A 14,171-nucleotide genomic window follows, 5' to 3' on the forward strand; every position below is an offset into this window, starting at 1 on the left:
ACCTTGGTAGGCCGGCATCGCCGGCAAGAAACATCGTGGCGCCCCTGACGCGGTCACACGCTCAGGGATCCTGCAACGGGGCAGGTCGTCGTCAACATCGGAGTCGGGGACGCCGGTCGCACCTAGCATCGGTTCGGACCCACCCAGGTGGGTGAACCGTCGTGGCGACCGTCTGCGCCGAATTCGCCCGGGTGGCGAACTCTCGGCGGCGCTCCATCTTCACAGTTCGAACGCTTTGGACCATCGGTCCGGCGTCTTCGCGAGCGTCGTATTCACGGTTCGTGAACCGGCGCTGAGTATGATGGTGGGGTCAGCACATGCGAGGAACGCGCATGCTACCATCGTCTCGTTGAACTGGCCAATCTTTTCCGCACGCCTCGGAAACACTTCCCGCGAAGCCTGGCCAGCCGGTGATTTCCCCCTTTCCACAGGAGCCTACATGCCGAACCTTTGGGTCGATGCCGATGCCTGCCCGCGAATCGCCCGCGATATCATCGTGCGCGCCGCCGAACGCACCGCCACTCCGACCACCTTCGTCGCCAATCACCAGGTGCCGCTGCCACCCTCGAAGTGGGTGAAAGGCCTGGCGGTGAGTCACGGCTTCGACGCCGCCGACGACGAGATCGTCGAGCGCCTGGCGAAGAGCGACCTGGTGATCACCTCGGACCTGCCGCTGGCCATGGCGGCCATCGAGCGCGGCGCCAGCGTGATGACCAGCCGCGGTGAGGCGCTGGACGAAAGCAACATCCGCGCCCGCGTGCAGATGCGCGATTTCATGGAAACCATGCGCTCGAGTGGCGAACACACCGGCGGCCCCAAGGGCTACTCGGACATCGACCGCCGGGAGTTCGCCAACGCCCTGGACCGGTGGCTGGCGAAGCAGAAATAAAGGAAGGAAGGAGAAGGAAGCCTGGCCTGCATAGCGGGACGCCCTCCCCCTTCAAGGCACGAAGCGCCGCCCTTCCCTGTTCCGGCGGCGCAGTCGTGTTATTTCAAGCTTTCTCGCGAATGCCCTGCCCCGGCAGGCGTTCGCGATCGTGAGGCCGATCGAGGCCGAGCAACGGGCCGGCCGGCACGATGCCGTTGGGGTTGATGGTCGTCTGACTGAGGTAGTAGTGGCGCTGAATATGCGACATGTCGACCGTCTCAGCCACGCCCGGCCACTGATACAGCTCGCGTACATAGTGCAAGAGGTTCGGATAGTCCTCCAGGCGGCGCAGGTTGCACTTGAAGTGGCCGTGGTAGACGGCGTCGAAGCGTACCAGGGTGGTGAACAGGCGAATATCGGCCTCGGTGAGCCATTCTCCGGCCAGGTAGCGCCACTCGGAGAGCCGCGCCTCCAGGCGATCGAGGGCGGCGAACAGCGCCTCGACGTGGCGCTCGTAGACAGCCTGCTCGGTGGCGAAGCCAGCCTTGTAGACGCCGTTGTTGACATGGTCATAGACGTCGGCATTGACGGCATCGATGGTCTCGCGCAGGTCCGCCGGATACAGGTCCAGGCGATTGTCGGTCAGCGCGTCGAAGGCGTCGTTGAAGATGCGCACCAGGTCCGCCGACTCGTTGCTGACGATGCGACGCTCCTGCGCATCCCATAGCACCGGCACCGTGACCCGCCCCGTGTAATGGGGGTCGGTCAAGGTATAGAGCTGATGATGGAAGTCCACGCCGTTGAGCGGATCGCCACTGGAACCCTCGTCACGACGATAGCTCCACCCCTGATCGAGCATCAGCGGGCTGGTATGAGAGACGTCGATCATCCCCTCCAGCCCCTTGAGGCGCCGCATGATCAACACGCGGTGTGCCCAAGGGCAGGCCAGCGACACGTAGAGGTGGTAGCGCCCGGCCTCGGCGGGCCGTGCCGCCCGGCCGTCGGGGCCGGGGCTACCGTCGCGGGTGACCCAGTCGCGTAGCTGAGCGGACTCACGCACGAACTCGCCGCCGTGGGCCTGGGTGTCATACCACTGGTCGTGCCACTGTCCATCGATCAACAGTCCCATCTCGAGCTCCTCTTATCCAAGGTTTGCGACCAGCGTAAACCGAGGGAATCGAAGCTCAAGCGCAGTTTCTGGGCCTCACCGTTCGCTTTATTCGAATAATCAAACGATATGACGCCGAGCGGCCATCTTCACGCCCCGCCGCCGACGCCTCTCCGTACGCTGTCGCGCAGCTGACGAGCCATGGCCCGGGTGGCCGGCCCCGACCGATCCTGATCGCGATGGATGAGCTGAAGAGGGATCTCGCGCACCCGGCCGGCCGACAGCGGCAATGGCTTGAGCCGCCCCGCCGCCAGGCTGTCGCCCAGGCGTGTCTCGGGCAACCAGGCGAAGCCCAGGTTGCGCTCCAGCATGCCGATCGAGGTATCGAGGTGGCTCACCGTCCAGCGCTGTTCCGCCTTGAGCCAGCCGGAATCCTGTGAGCGGCCCTGCGCCGAATCACGCACCACCAGCTGGCGGTGCTGTTCCAGGTCACGCAGATCGAGCCCTCGCCCCAGCCGATGCAGCTCGTGATCAGGGTGCGCCACGGCGATGAAGCGTACCGTCACCAGTGGCTCGCCGAGGAAACCATGCGCCCCGAGCCCCGACACCAGCAGGTCGGCCTCGCCATCCTTAAGCATCTCGACGCCGCCATTGAGTACCGTTTCATGCAACTGCACTCGCACATAGGGAAAGGCCGTGGAAAAAGCATCCAGCGCCCGCGCCAGGGCATCCGCTGGGAACAGCTGATCGATGGCCAAGACGATCTCGGCCTCCAGGCCTTCGGCCAACCGCGACGCCACGTCTTCCAGCGATGCGGCATTGTCGAGCAGCTGGCGGGCGCGTCGCAGCAACATCTCGCCGGCCTCGGTCAGCCGCACCTGGCGTCCCACCGGCTCCAGCACCGCCACGCCGAGCTGCTCCTCCAGCTTGTGCACCGCATGGTTGAGCGTCGAAGGGCTCTTGTGAACGGCCTCGGCGGCCCGCGAGAAGCCGCCATGATCCACGACGGCGGCCAACATCTGCCACTGAGACAGGGTGACACGAGACATGTTCGATTTCCTCGAATGTAGTGCACGACAGGTCGCGTTCAATCTTCGAAAAAATCGGCCCGAAATACCAGTCACGCCATCCAACGCGGGGCAACACCCTCGGCCCGTCGACCACCGTGATACATGAGTATCGACACGAGACCGCCGTCGATGGCTCTCGCCACAGGGTTGTCGATCGAGGTCGATGCATGGCATGGTCTCATTTAGAAACAGCGTTCGCAGGCACATCACGCCCGACACAGGAGACGCGTCGGGATGGAGCTGTATAGGTGTACAGCCTAGGCACCTTAATCGACATGGGTTAAGGTTCTAATGCCTTTTTATACGTTCTACACCTATTCACCACGGCTAAATACATCATGCGAATCCTTCGTTCGCTGCCCCGCACGCACAAGTTGCTGCTGTTACCCGTTGCCACCATGGTCACCGTGCTGGGCGCACACAAGATTCTGACGTCTGTCGAGGATGCCCGTCAGGGCGAACAAAGCCAGGATACCGTCCTGGTCCCTCTCGGCGAAGACGCCAGCCCCGGCGTTCCCTCTCTGGCCCTCGACCGCGCCCCTGTCGCCGAGGCCATCGAGCTGGCCTCACGCGCTCAGGACGCCACCCGGGAAGCCATCCCCCTCTCTCAGCTGACCGCCTCCGAGGTCGTCGACATCTCCTTCGCAAGCGCCGCCCATGCGGGCACCGGGGCCGAGGGTCAGGATGTCGACACGCCACGCCTGGACAGCACCGCTCGCCACCTTGCCATCGTGGTCGGCACACCCGCCAACGGCATGTCGACCGACGACCAGCCGATGGTCGCCGATGCCACGTCTTACGAGAACGTGTCGGCGGACGAGCTCGAGCTGTTCGACGACGGCCCGATCGTCCTCGACGAACAGATCGATGCCGATGAGCCTTACGTGCCCGAATGGCTGGCGTATAACGTCGCTCCCGGCGACACCTTCACGATCATGGCCCAGGAAAACCTGGGGCTGGGTTATAGCGAAGTCTCCGCCCTGCTCGAGGAAATGCCCGAGCCGCGCCTGCTGACGCACTGGCGTGCCGGCGACCGTTTCGAATATCAGCTCGACGAGCAAGGCAAACTGCTGTCGCTGCGGATGATGAAGAACGCCCGCGACGGCTACCTGGTCGAGCGTGACGCCGACGGTGCGCTGGATGTGGCCTCCATCGAGCGTGCCGGCGAGGCCACCCAGCGCCTCTATGCCGGCACGGTCAGCGGCAGCTTCGCGCGCTCGGCCCAAGCCACCGGCCTGAACAGCGCCGAGATTGCCGAACTCTCCCATGTATTGGAGAAGAAGCTCGACTTTCGCCGCGACACCCGGCGCGGCGATCGCTTCAGCGTACTGGTGGAATCCGACCTGATCGACGGCAAGAACCTCGACCCGCGCGTATTGGCGGTCAGCTACGAAGGTTCACGCATGGATCTGACCCTGGTGCGTAACGCCGAGGACAACCGCTTCTATACGCCGAACGGCGAGAGCCTGGATCCGGCCTTCGATCGCTACCCGTTCAACGGCCACTATCGCATCAGCTCCAGTTTCAACCTGCGCCGCCACCACCCGGTCACCGGCCGCATCAGCCCCCACAAGGGCACCGACTTCGCCATGCCGTCCGGCACCCCCGTCGATGCCCCGGCCAACGGCCGCGTCGAACTGGTCGGCAACCATCCGCTGGCCGGCCGCTACATCGTCGTCCGCCACGATAACGGCTACAAGACCCGCTACCTGCACCTCTCGAAGCCGCTGGTCAGCCGTGGCGATCGGGTGACCCGCGGCGAGCGCATCGCACTCTCCGGCAATACCGGCCGCAGCACCGGCGCCCACCTGCACTATGAGGTCATGGTCAACGACAGTCAGGTAGATGCCATGAAGGTCAGCCTGCCGGAACACCAGGGGCTCAACGGCGACGCCCTGGCCAGCTTCAAGGCCGAGGCCGAACCCATGCTGGTGGCGCTGGAAAATGGCCAGACCGACACCACGGTGGCCAGCGCCAACAGCGGAGACGCGGACGCCTCCGACGACGAAATCTGATCGCGACGCCCGACACTCGGTAACTCATGACGCCGACGCCCCGCCCATGCGGGGCGTCGGCGTGTTGTGTCATAACGACCGCGTCAGGAGGCCGGCGCCGCCAGCGCACGGATCAACGCCGGGTCGCGATCATAGATATCCGGCCGGAAGCTCGCCAGGCCGCCCGACTCACCCTTCGCGGTCCAGTAGTGCAGCGCCAGCGGCACCGGCCGGGCCAAGGAGACGTTGGTGGTCTCGCCGCTGGCGATGCGGCTTGCCAGTGCGATGCGCGAACCGCTGTCGGCGATCAGCAGCCGGGTCAACTCGGCGACATTTTCCACGCGGATGCAGCCGGAACTCAGCGCCCGTTGCGGCCGGCGGAAGAGCCCACGGGCCGGGGTATCGTGGAGATACACCAGATGATCGTTGGGGAAGCGCAGCACCATCCTGCCCAGTGGGTTACGCGGCCCGGCACGCTGGCGCAGCATCACCGCGCCGGGCCGTTGCCAGTCGACACCCCGAGGGTCCAGGCGCCGCCCCTCATGATCGAGCGCGATCATGTCATGCTCGGCCAGGTAGCCGAGATCGCGCCGCAGCCGGGGCAGCACATCCTCGCGCATGATGGTCGGCGGCACCGTCCAGGTAGGATTCAGGGTCAGGTAGGTGATCTCGGAACGCAGCACCGGCGAGGCCCGACCGGGCTGGCCGACGACGACTCGCGCACCCCAGTGATCGCCATTCGGGCGCCGGTAATCGAGGCGCTGACCGGCCAGGTCGACTTCCAGCCGCCAGGCGGGCCGGTCGCCGGATAGCCAGCGCGCCCGTTCCAGGTTGGCGCGCAGGGTCTCGATGCGCGCCCGGGCCGGTACGTTGAGCGCCGCTCGAGTCCGCGGCCCGATCACCCCATCCGCGGCGAGCATGTGACGACGCTGGAAGCGCTTCACCGCGGCCTCCAGCGTGGCGTCATAACGGTGCTGGGCCGGCGCTTCCAGGGCGACTTCGGGATAATGCAGCACATCGGCAGCCATCACTTCCAGCTCGCCGATCATCGCCAGCCGCCGGCGCAGCAGGGCGATGTCTGCGTCGACGTCGCCCGGGCGCAGCGGCGCCTGACGCACCGGCAGCATCGGCCACCCTCCCAGACGGGCGATGTGGCGATAACTCGCCAGCGCTCGCCGCAGCTCGGCGTAGTTTTCCCCCTGGGGACGCGCCAGGGCCAACGCCGCTTCCACGTCGCCGGCCGCCAGCGCCCGCTCGATGCCGACCAGGTCCAGGCGCGGCGCCGCCACCGGGATCTCCCAGTCGGGATAGACGTCATGTGGATCGAGGCGCCCGCGCCGCAGTTGGCTCAGCGCCGCCAGCAGGGTCCGGCTGGCGTCCAGATCGAAACGGATCCCGGCGGCCTCCGAGGCCGCCGGATCGAGTGCGGCCTCGGCCTCGCGCTCCAGGCGTGCCGGCCGATAGTCGGCGGGATCGAGCCCCTCCGCCTCCAGGGCATTGAGCAGCTCGACCAGGGTGGCCACCGCCTCGCGGTCTTGCCAGACTGGCGCGCCGCCGTGCAGCGCGTAGAAACGCGCCAGCCGCGGCGAGGCCGCGTCGAGCCGGTCACTCAGAAGCGGCGGGGAAGCGGTCGTCTCGTCGACTGCCGGCAGCGTGGCCGCACTCACGGTGATCGGCAACCACGCCATCAGCAGGCCCATGCCACCGCGCCTCGCGTATCGTGAGAAGACGTTCGCAACCCGCATGATGTGACACCTCCTGGCATCCGGCTGATGAGACTGGTCTTCCTGACTGTCTTCACCATAATACGAGAACCTGTCGACCGCTTGCCCGGGATGGACGACGCACGCCCCCGAGCACCATCGACCGATGCCTTCACCTCACACCATGAGACACCGCATGCCACCATTGCGCTCAAGGGGCCGGAGCATGGTCCCGCTGCTGGCCGCCCTGTTGCTGCTGCCCCCCGCCGCCGCGGCGCGTGACTTCCTGACGCAAGCGGTGACACTGACCGCTCCGCCCTCCCCACTGGCGACGCGCCTGACGCACCTCGCGCCAGGCGCCGACCCGCGAGTGCTACGCCTGGCCGCCCAAGCCTTCAACTGCGCCGACCCCGATGCCGAGCGACTGGCGGTGATCGACTTCTCGCTACCTTCTACCGAGCAGCGGCTGTGGGTGTTCGACCTGCCTCGCCAACGCCTGCTGTTCCGCGAGCTGGTCTCCCACGGCCAGGGCTCCGGGAACGCCCTGGCCCGTGAGTTCTCCAACGTGCCGGACAGCCACCAGTCCAGCATCGGCCTGTTCCGCACCCTCAACAGCTACGAGGGCAGTAACGGCTATTCGCTGCGCCTGGAGGGCCTCGAGCCTGGCATCAACGACCAGGCCTTCCAGCGCGCCATCGTCATCCACGGCGCCGACTACGTCAGCGAATCCTTCATCGAGCGCACCGGCCGCCTAGGGCGCAGCCATGGCTGCCCGGCGGTTCGCGAAGAGATCGCCGTGCCACTGATCGACAGCCTCAAGCAGAGCCAGTACCTGTTCACCTACTATCCCGACCCCGAGTGGCTGGCCGACTCGACCTTCCTGCGCTGCCCCCGAGATGAGCGACGGCTGGCCATGCAGCACTGAACCACCCTGCCACGAGAGCTCCACCGTTTGCAGGCGCCTCCGGTTATGGCCATGCTGGAAGGCACTGTGACCCTGGCAAGGAGAGCGAAATGGAACGCGTGATGCTGATCACCGGTGCCTCGAGCGGTATCGGCGCGGCGACGGCTCGGGCGGCCGCCCGGGAAGGCTACAAGCTGGTGCTCACCGCCCGGTCGCAGGAGCGCCTTGAGCCACTGGTCCAGGAGCTCGGCCCGGAGAACGTGTTGAGCGTCGCCATGGACGTGACCGACATGGCGGCGCAGCAGGCCATGGTGGAACAGACCCTGGAGCGCTTCGGGCGCCTCGATGCGGTGTTCGCCAACGCCGGCCGCGGCGGCTCGCCCGGCGGTTTCAGCGGCGCCGACCACGAAGCCTGGCGCGACATGATCCTGACCAACATCTATGGCCTGGGGCTCACCGTTCAGGCCACCCTGCCGGCGCTGCGCAAGGCCCAAGGCCATGTGCTGATCACCGGGTCGGCCGCGGGACGCGCCACCATTCCCGGTTCGATGTACGGCGCCACCAAATGGGCGGTGACCGGGCTTGGCCACAATCTGCGCGAGGAGTTGCGTGGCAGCGGCATTCGCGTGACCCTGATCGAGCCGGGCATGGTCGATACCCCCTTCTTCGACGCGCCTCCCGAGAACGCCCTGGAGGCCCGCGATATCGCCTCGGCCGTGCTCTATGCCCTCGACCAACCGGCACACGTGGATATCAACGAGCTGCTGGTGCGTCCCACGCCGCCACGCGCCGAGGACTGATTTTCCTTCATCCGACCGACAAGGAGTTACCCATGACGATCGCCACCGGTGACCGCCTACCCGACGTCACGCTCAAGACCAACGGCCCCGACGGCCCCCAGGACCTCGCCACCGGCGACTTCTTCGCCGGCCGCAAGGTGGTGCTGTTCGCCGTTCCCGGCGCCTTCACGCCGGGCTGCTCCAATACCCACATGCCTGGCTTCGTGGTCCAGGCCGATGAGATTCTCGCCGCCGGCGCCGATGCCATCGCCTGCATGGCGGTCAACGATGCCTTCGTGATGGGCGCCTGGCAGCAGGATCAGAACGCCCAGGCGATGAGCATGCTGGCCGACGGTAACGCCGAATTCGCCCGAGCCCTGGGCCTCGACATGGATGCCAGCGGCGGTGGCATGGGCACGCGCAGCAAGCGTTTCGCGCTGATCGCCAACGACGGCGTGGTGGAATACCTCGGCGTCGATGCCAAGGGCGTCGAACAGAGCAGCGCCGAGACGGTCCTCGCCCAGCTCAAGGGCTGACCGCCTAGCCCGTCATCATAGATGCCAAGGCCCCCGGCCATACCGGGGGCCTTGGCGTTACCGGGAAGAAAAGGCGCGAGGCTCAGGCGCCGATGGTGCCGCCATCCTGGCGCTGGATCACCACCGTGGAGGCCCGTGGACGCACACGCCCCTGAGTCTCGCTGGTGGCGTCATCGCCGAATGGCCAGTTGCCCGGGTGCTGGATGTTGATGAACATCGCCGTCTTGTCCGGCGTAAAGCAGATACCGGTCACCTCGCAGCCGTTGGGGCCGACCGCGAAGCGCCTGAGCTGAGCCTGGTCCCCTCCCCCGATCACCGACGCATCGCCCTCGGCCCGGCCGACGTTCTGGGGCACGACCGCCAGCACCTGGTCGTTGGTCTCCTCCGCCACCTTGGCATACCCGTTGTCGGTCTCGATCCACAGGATGCCCTGGCCATCGCCACGGTCGTCATAGTGCAGGCCATCGGGGCTGGCAAACTGGTTAAGCTCGGTCAGCCCGGAGACATTCTGCGCATCGTCGGCCGCCGCCCCGAACACGAACACCTCCCAGTCGAAACGATTCTCGGCACCCTCACGCCAGCGAATCACCTGCCCGCCCTCGTTCCCGGCCCGCGGGTTGGCGGCATTGGTCGGTGCCGTGGCGTAACCCACGCCCGGGTCCTCGATATCTCCGCCGCCGTGGGTATAGGTCGCGGCGGAACCTTCGCCGGTGCGCTCGGCATTGTTGGTCAGGGTCATGTAGACCTCGCCGGAGGCCGGGTCCACGGCGCCCCACTCCGGACGATCCATGGGCGTGGCGCCCATCAGATCGGCGGCGTCGCAGGTGTGGATGATCACGCCGGCCCAATCGTCTGCGGCCAGCCCCAGTGCCTCGGCCAGGGTTCGGCCGTCGCGTGTCTCGGCCTCCGGCGTCAGCGCTAGCCACTCGCCCGAACCGTCGGCATCGAAGCGGGCCACGTAGAGCGTACCTTCGTCCAGGTACTTGGCGCCGAGGGACAGGCGGTCGACATCGGCGCCCGGTCGGTGGGCGTCGGCTGGATCCCAGAGGGCCGCGGAGACGAACTTGTAGATGTACTCGTTGCGCGAGTCGTGGCCGGTATAAAACACCACCGGCTCGCCAGCCACCAGCTTGCCCGGCCAGCAGCCCTCGTGGCGGAAACGGCCCAGGGCGGTACGCTTGACGGCACGCGCCCCGCTATAGGGGTCGATCTCGACGATATAGCCGAAAGTGCGTGGCTCATTGCGATAGTCATCACGGGCCGAGTCGCCCGCCGGGGTAGCATCGAAGCGGGCGAACTCGTCGTGCTGCTCATCGGCGGCACCGGCAGCGGTCTCCCAGCCATAGCGGCCACGTCTCTCGACGATGCCGAGACGCTCGTCATCGCGCTCACGGCCAGCCTGCTTGATGAAGTATCCCGGCCAGTTCTCCTCGCAGGTCAGGTAGGTGCCCCAGGGAGTGTAGCCGTTGGCGCAATTATTGTTGGTGCCGCGTGTGCGGGTGCCATCCGGCGAGTAACGGGTCTGGACGTATTCGCTGCCGGCCACCGGGCCGCTCAACGCCATCTCGGTGGCGCTTGTGTAGCGGCGGTTGTAGTCGGAGTCCACCACGTGCTGCCAGCGGCCGTCGTCGCGTTTCTCGAGTTCGACCACGGTGACCCCGTGCGCATTGATCTCGGTGCGCACCTCAGCGGCCGGGCGCTGACCGTCTGCGGCATTGGTGGCCCCGCCCTGCGGCGCCCAGAGGGCGGCCTGGTCGATGTACTCGTTGTTCATCGCCAGCAGGAAACGGCGCGAGGCGGAGGACGCATCCAGGGCGAAGGGGTGCATGCCATCGTGATGCATGCCGACGCTGTTGGCCTGAATCTCGGGCGTGAAGGCCAGGTCCTCACGCCAGCCCGGTGCCTGGCCGTTGAGCGGCGTGCCCCAGGGAATCAGCACCTGGGCGGTGTAACCGGCCGGCACCACCACGGCATCGGTGCGCGCGCCGCGGATGGCCTCGAACGCCAGCGACAGCGGCGTCTTCTCGGTGCCCGCGGCCGTGGCACGCCCGGGCAGGCCACTCAGTCCGAAGCCGCCCAGCATCGCCATGGCCGCCATGCCGAGCCCACCCTGCATCACGCGACGCCGTGAGACGTGCGCCTCCAGCACCGCGGAGAACGGCTCGTTGTGGCTCTGGTTCAACAGGCGATGGTCTTCGATTTCCTGGCTCATCCGGGTCTCCTCACGATCAGGCGTCTCGTATCCGGCCAGCATCGAGGCCCCTTGCGGCGCCTCGTGACCGGACTCAGGTCAACCCGACCAGGATGCGTGACGCACGTGACAGGACGATGACGCGCCTTTCACCGCCCCGACATCGATGAGACGTACGCCGCACGATCGCTCGCGGCCTCGACGGCGACCGGGTGGAGCTTCTGGCCTGAGCGGCTCCTGGGCGGCAACGACCGAGCCCGACGCATCGGCCGTTGAGACAGCGTCCATTGTGCAAGGCCGTCGCCTTGTCCCATGCTGGAATCGAACCCACCGCTAACGGTCTGATGAAGTTCCCGTCATGCCACGAGTCGAAGAAGGAGGTGCCCCGCCCCGCTTGCTAGTCGCGCCTGTCACGGAACCGACACCCCGCGCTGACAGTGTCGACATCGAGGCGTCATCTTTGTGACGTCGATCCGATGACTATCAGGAGAGCCGCGCCGATGGTACGCATCGACAAGAAAGCCACCCGGCTTTACGTGCTGGACACCAATGTCCTGATCCATGATCCCGCCGCCCTCTACCAGTTCGATGAGCACGAAGTGGTCATTCCCATGACCGTTCTCGAAGAACTCGACAAGCACAAGAATGGCATCCGCGAGATCGCCCGCACCGCCCGGCAGGTCAGCCGGACCCTGTCTGATCTCACCGCCAATGTCGACATCGAGCAGATCCGTGCCGGCATCCCGATCCCGCGCCTCGCCGGGCCCGAGGGAAGCCTGCGGCTGCTCTGCTACGACGACCTCGAGACCCTGGAGCACCTCGAAGACAGCCCCGACAACCGCCTGCTCACCGAGACCTGCCGGCTGCGTGACGAACGCCCCGATGCCTCGGTGATACTCGTCACCAAGGACATCAACCTGCGGGTCAAGGCCGCGGCGGTGGGCGTGCCGGTCGAGGATTACCTCACCGATCGCGCCTTCGATGACAGCGACGCCATGCTCGGCGGCGCCCGTATCTACCCCGAGGCCGGCCACGACGGCCGCGGCTTGTGGGATAGCCTCAAGGTGGGCGTGAAGGTCGAACGCGACGACAGCGGCAAGGTGTTCTACCGCCTGAGCGGCGAGATACCCAACGACTGGCACCTGGGCATGCTGGTTTCGGACAGCGACGACGAAGCCAGCTTCGAGGCCATCGTGCGCGACCTGGGGCCGCGTCACGCCCAGCTCGAGCTGCTCACCAACTACCGGCACGGCGCCAGCGTCTGGGGCGTGCACGCCCACGACAGCCGCCAGAACTTCACCCTGAATCTGCTGCTGGACGACGACATCGACCTGGTCACCATCGCCGGCAGTGCCGGCACCGGCAAGACCTTCATGACGCTGGCCGCGGCCTTCCAGCAGACCCTCGACACCAAGCGCTTCGAGCGAGTGGTGTTCACCCGGGCCCCCATCTCGATGAGCGAGGACATCGGCTACCTGCCCGGCACCGAGGAGGAGAAGATGTCGCCCTGGATGGGCGCCTTCCACGACAACATGGACAACCTGCTGCGCGACGAGCACGACGGCAGCACGGCCTGGAACCAGGAGGCCACCCGCCAGCTGCTCGGCTCGCGAGTGCAGATTCGCGCCCCCGGCTTCATGCGCGGCCGGACCCTGAACGACACCTTCCTGATCATCGACGAGGCACAGAACTTCACACCCAAGCAGCTCAAGTCACTGCTCACCCGGGCCGGGCGCAACACCAAGATCGTCTGCCTGGGCAACGTCGGCCAGATCGACACGCCCTACCTCACCGCCAACACCTGCGGCATGGCAACGGTGGTCGAACGTTTCCGCGATTGGCCCCACGCCGGTCACGTCACCCTGAAGAGCGTGGAACGTTCACGCCTGGCGCTGGCCGGCGAGGAACTGCTCTGACTCCCACAGGCGCAAGCTGAAACGACCGCGGGCCGGCGCCGAAGGGCGCCGGCCCGCTTTCATCTCGGCCACTCAGCACCGCGGCTGACGGTCTTCTCGATCAGCGGCTGCGGTTGAAGGCCTTCTCGATCAGCGCCTCGCTCTCGCTGCCAGGCCCCTTCTGGAGCACCTTGCAGGCCTCGTGATAGAGGCACACGAGACGCTGGCAGGACGCACAGTGCACGCGATCATCGGGGTTCTTGATGCTCGACACTCGCATCACATGACTACCGCAGGCCGGGCAGGCCACCGGTAGGCGCATGTCTTCGGACAGGGACATCGGCTTCTCCTTGGCAGCGTATTCCATCATCGACATCCTGACGCAGGTTGCGCAAGACGCCAAGTGGCATGACTCATGCCTCACTCCGCCAGCTCGGCACGGTCTCAGCCAGACAGCCGCTCGGCTAGCCAGCGACCGATGTCGGCCACCTGCTGCGGGCAGACCGCATGGGCCATCGGGTACTGGCGGTAATTCACCGCATAGCCCTGCGCCTTGAGGCCATCGCGGGCGGCTTGGCCCAGGGCTTCCGGCACGACCGAGTCGGCATTGCCATGATGGATCTCGATGAGCAGGTCACGGTTGACCTCGGCAGGCGTAAGACTGCCCTCGGTGGCCAGATAAGTGGACATGGCGAGCAAGCCGCCCAGCCGTTCGGGGAAGGTCAGCGCCGCCTGATAGGCCACGGCGCCGCCCTGGGAGAATCCGGCGATGATGATGCGCTCGGCGGGTACGCCCTGGGCGATCTGGTCATGCACCAGCCCCTGGATACGCTCGGCGGAGGCCTTGAGCTGGGCCTCGTCGACGCGACGATCGAGACTGGCCTCGAGGATGTCGTACCAGGCCGGCATGCTTACACCGCCATTGATGGTCACCGGCAGGCGCGGGGCATGCGGCAGGACGAAGCGAACGTCGAGGTCCTCGGGCAGGCCCAGGGCCGGCGCCAGCGGTTCGAAGTCGTGGCCATCGGCGCCCAGGCCGTGGAGGATAAACACGCAGGCATCGGCGGCTCGCCCGCTGCGCGGCTCGATGATCAGCTCGTCGGGTGCACTCATGGCTCGTCTC

General features: G+C 66.6%; 12 protein-coding genes. 6 read left to right on the forward strand and 6 right to left on the reverse strand.

Going from position 1 to position 14,171, the window contains the following annotated elements; translation table 11 throughout:
- Positions 1-439 precede the first annotated feature (439 nt).
- Positions 440-889 (forward strand): YaiI/YqxD family protein, encoded by a 450-nt coding sequence (locus ETC07_RS07265; protein WP_136247835.1) that lies wholly within the window; start codon positions 440-442, stop codon positions 887-889.
- A gap of 103 nt (positions 890-992) precedes the next feature.
- Here the strand turns inward: ETC07_RS07265 and ETC07_RS07270 are convergent, their stop codons facing one another.
- Both ETC07_RS07270 and ETC07_RS07275 read right to left on the reverse strand, forming a co-directional pair.
- On the reverse strand, positions 993-1,997 hold the full coding sequence (locus ETC07_RS07270) for a glutathione S-transferase family protein (protein ID WP_136247836.1): 1,005 nt from the start codon (positions 1,995-1,997) through the stop codon (positions 993-995).
- A 128-nt stretch (positions 1,998-2,125) separates the two neighbouring features.
- On the reverse strand, positions 2,126-3,025 hold the full coding sequence (locus ETC07_RS07275) for a LysR family transcriptional regulator (protein WP_136247837.1): 900 nt from the start codon (positions 3,023-3,025) through the stop codon (positions 2,126-2,128).
- Positions 3,026-3,384: 359 nt separating this feature from the next.
- On the opposite strand from ETC07_RS07275, the gene ETC07_RS07280 reads away from it, so the two are divergent.
- Positions 3,385-5,061 carry a peptidoglycan DD-metalloendopeptidase family protein gene (locus ETC07_RS07280; protein WP_240724584.1) on the forward strand — a complete coding sequence of 559 codons (1,677 nt, stop codon included), beginning with the start codon at positions 3,385-3,387 and terminating at the stop codon, positions 5,059-5,061.
- A gap of 83 nt (positions 5,062-5,144) precedes the next feature.
- Here the strand turns inward: ETC07_RS07280 and ETC07_RS07285 are convergent, their stop codons facing one another.
- Positions 5,145-6,785 carry a L,D-transpeptidase family protein gene (locus ETC07_RS07285; RefSeq protein WP_136247838.1) on the reverse strand — a complete coding sequence of 547 codons (1,641 nt, stop codon included), beginning with the start codon at positions 6,783-6,785 and terminating at the stop codon, positions 5,145-5,147.
- 184 nt (positions 6,786-6,969) lie between these two features.
- Between ETC07_RS07285 and ETC07_RS07290 the strand changes: the two genes are divergently transcribed.
- The 3 genes from ETC07_RS07290 to ETC07_RS07300 all read left to right on the forward strand — a co-directional run bounded on the left by ETC07_RS07290 (position 6,970) and on the right by ETC07_RS07300 (position 8,962).
- The gene (locus ETC07_RS07290; protein WP_136247839.1) at positions 6,970-7,668 is read left to right on the forward strand and encodes a murein L,D-transpeptidase catalytic domain family protein; all 699 of its coding nucleotides are present in this window, start codon (positions 6,970-6,972) and stop codon (positions 7,666-7,668) included.
- Positions 7,669-7,757: 89 nt separating this feature from the next.
- On the forward strand, positions 7,758-8,447 hold the full coding sequence (locus ETC07_RS07295; RefSeq protein WP_136247840.1) for an SDR family oxidoreductase: 690 nt from the start codon (positions 7,758-7,760) through the stop codon (positions 8,445-8,447).
- Between the two features lie 32 nt (positions 8,448-8,479).
- A complete protein-coding gene (locus ETC07_RS07300; protein ID WP_136247841.1) occupies positions 8,480-8,962 on the forward strand; it encodes a peroxiredoxin in 483 nt (160 codons plus the stop codon).
- Between the two features lie 82 nt (positions 8,963-9,044).
- Here the strand turns inward: ETC07_RS07300 and ETC07_RS07305 are convergent, their stop codons facing one another.
- A complete protein-coding gene (locus tag ETC07_RS07305) occupies positions 9,045-11,174 on the reverse strand; it encodes a PhoX family protein (protein ID WP_136247842.1) in 2,130 nt (709 codons plus the stop codon).
- A 479-nt stretch (positions 11,175-11,653) separates the two neighbouring features.
- Here ETC07_RS07305 and ETC07_RS07310 point away from each other — a divergent pair, with 479 nt between their 5' ends.
- Positions 11,654-13,069, forward strand: a complete 1,416-nt coding sequence (locus tag ETC07_RS07310; RefSeq protein ID WP_136247843.1) for a PhoH family protein — start codon at positions 11,654-11,656, stop codon at positions 13,067-13,069.
- Between the two features lie 100 nt (positions 13,070-13,169).
- On the opposite strand, the gene ETC07_RS07315 is transcribed toward ETC07_RS07310, so the two are convergent.
- Positions 13,170-13,388, reverse strand: a complete 219-nt coding sequence (locus ETC07_RS07315) for a hypothetical protein (protein WP_136247844.1) — start codon at positions 13,386-13,388, stop codon at positions 13,170-13,172.
- Positions 13,389-13,492: 104 nt separating this feature from the next.
- On the reverse strand, positions 13,493-14,161 hold the full coding sequence (locus tag ETC07_RS07320; RefSeq protein ID WP_136247845.1) for an alpha/beta hydrolase: 669 nt from the start codon (positions 14,159-14,161) through the stop codon (positions 13,493-13,495).
- Positions 14,162-14,171 lie beyond the last annotated feature (10 nt).

The sequence above is a fragment of the Halomonas borealis genome (assembly GCF_004798905.1).
GTDB lineage: Bacteria > Pseudomonadota > Gammaproteobacteria > Pseudomonadales > Halomonadaceae > Halomonas > Halomonas borealis.

Excerpts from the sequence above, each read along its gene's own strand:
- ETC07_RS07320 (WP_136247845.1), bottom strand. The coding sequence starts at position 14,161 with ATGAGTGCACCCGACGAGCTGATCATCGAGCCGCGCAGCGGGCGAGCC.
- ETC07_RS07295 (WP_136247840.1), top strand. The coding sequence starts at position 7,758 with ATGGAACGCGTGATGCTGATCACCGGTGCCTCGAGCGGTATCGGCGCG.
- ETC07_RS07290 (WP_136247839.1), top strand. The coding sequence starts at position 6,970 with ATGGTCCCGCTGCTGGCCGCCCTGTTGCTGCTGCCCCCCGCCGCCGCG.
- ETC07_RS07280 (WP_240724584.1), top strand. The coding sequence starts at position 3,385 with ATGCGAATCCTTCGTTCGCTGCCCCGCACGCACAAGTTGCTGCTGTTA.
- ETC07_RS07265 (WP_136247835.1), top strand. The coding sequence starts at position 440 with ATGCCGAACCTTTGGGTCGATGCCGATGCCTGCCCGCGAATCGCCCGC.
- ETC07_RS07305 (WP_136247842.1), bottom strand. The coding sequence starts at position 11,174 with ATGAGCCAGGAAATCGAAGACCATCGCCTGTTGAACCAGAGCCACAAC.
- ETC07_RS07315 (WP_136247844.1), bottom strand. The coding sequence starts at position 13,388 with ATGTCCCTGTCCGAAGACATGCGCCTACCGGTGGCCTGCCCGGCCTGC.
- ETC07_RS07275 (WP_136247837.1), bottom strand. The coding sequence starts at position 3,025 with ATGTCTCGTGTCACCCTGTCTCAGTGGCAGATGTTGGCCGCCGTCGTG.
- ETC07_RS07300 (WP_136247841.1), top strand. The coding sequence starts at position 8,480 with ATGACGATCGCCACCGGTGACCGCCTACCCGACGTCACGCTCAAGACC.
- ETC07_RS07270 (WP_136247836.1), bottom strand. The coding sequence starts at position 1,997 with ATGGGACTGTTGATCGATGGACAGTGGCACGACCAGTGGTATGACACC.
- ETC07_RS07310 (WP_136247843.1), top strand. The coding sequence starts at position 11,654 with ATGGTACGCATCGACAAGAAAGCCACCCGGCTTTACGTGCTGGACACC.
- ETC07_RS07285 (WP_136247838.1), bottom strand. The coding sequence starts at position 6,785 with ATGCGGGTTGCGAACGTCTTCTCACGATACGCGAGGCGCGGTGGCATG.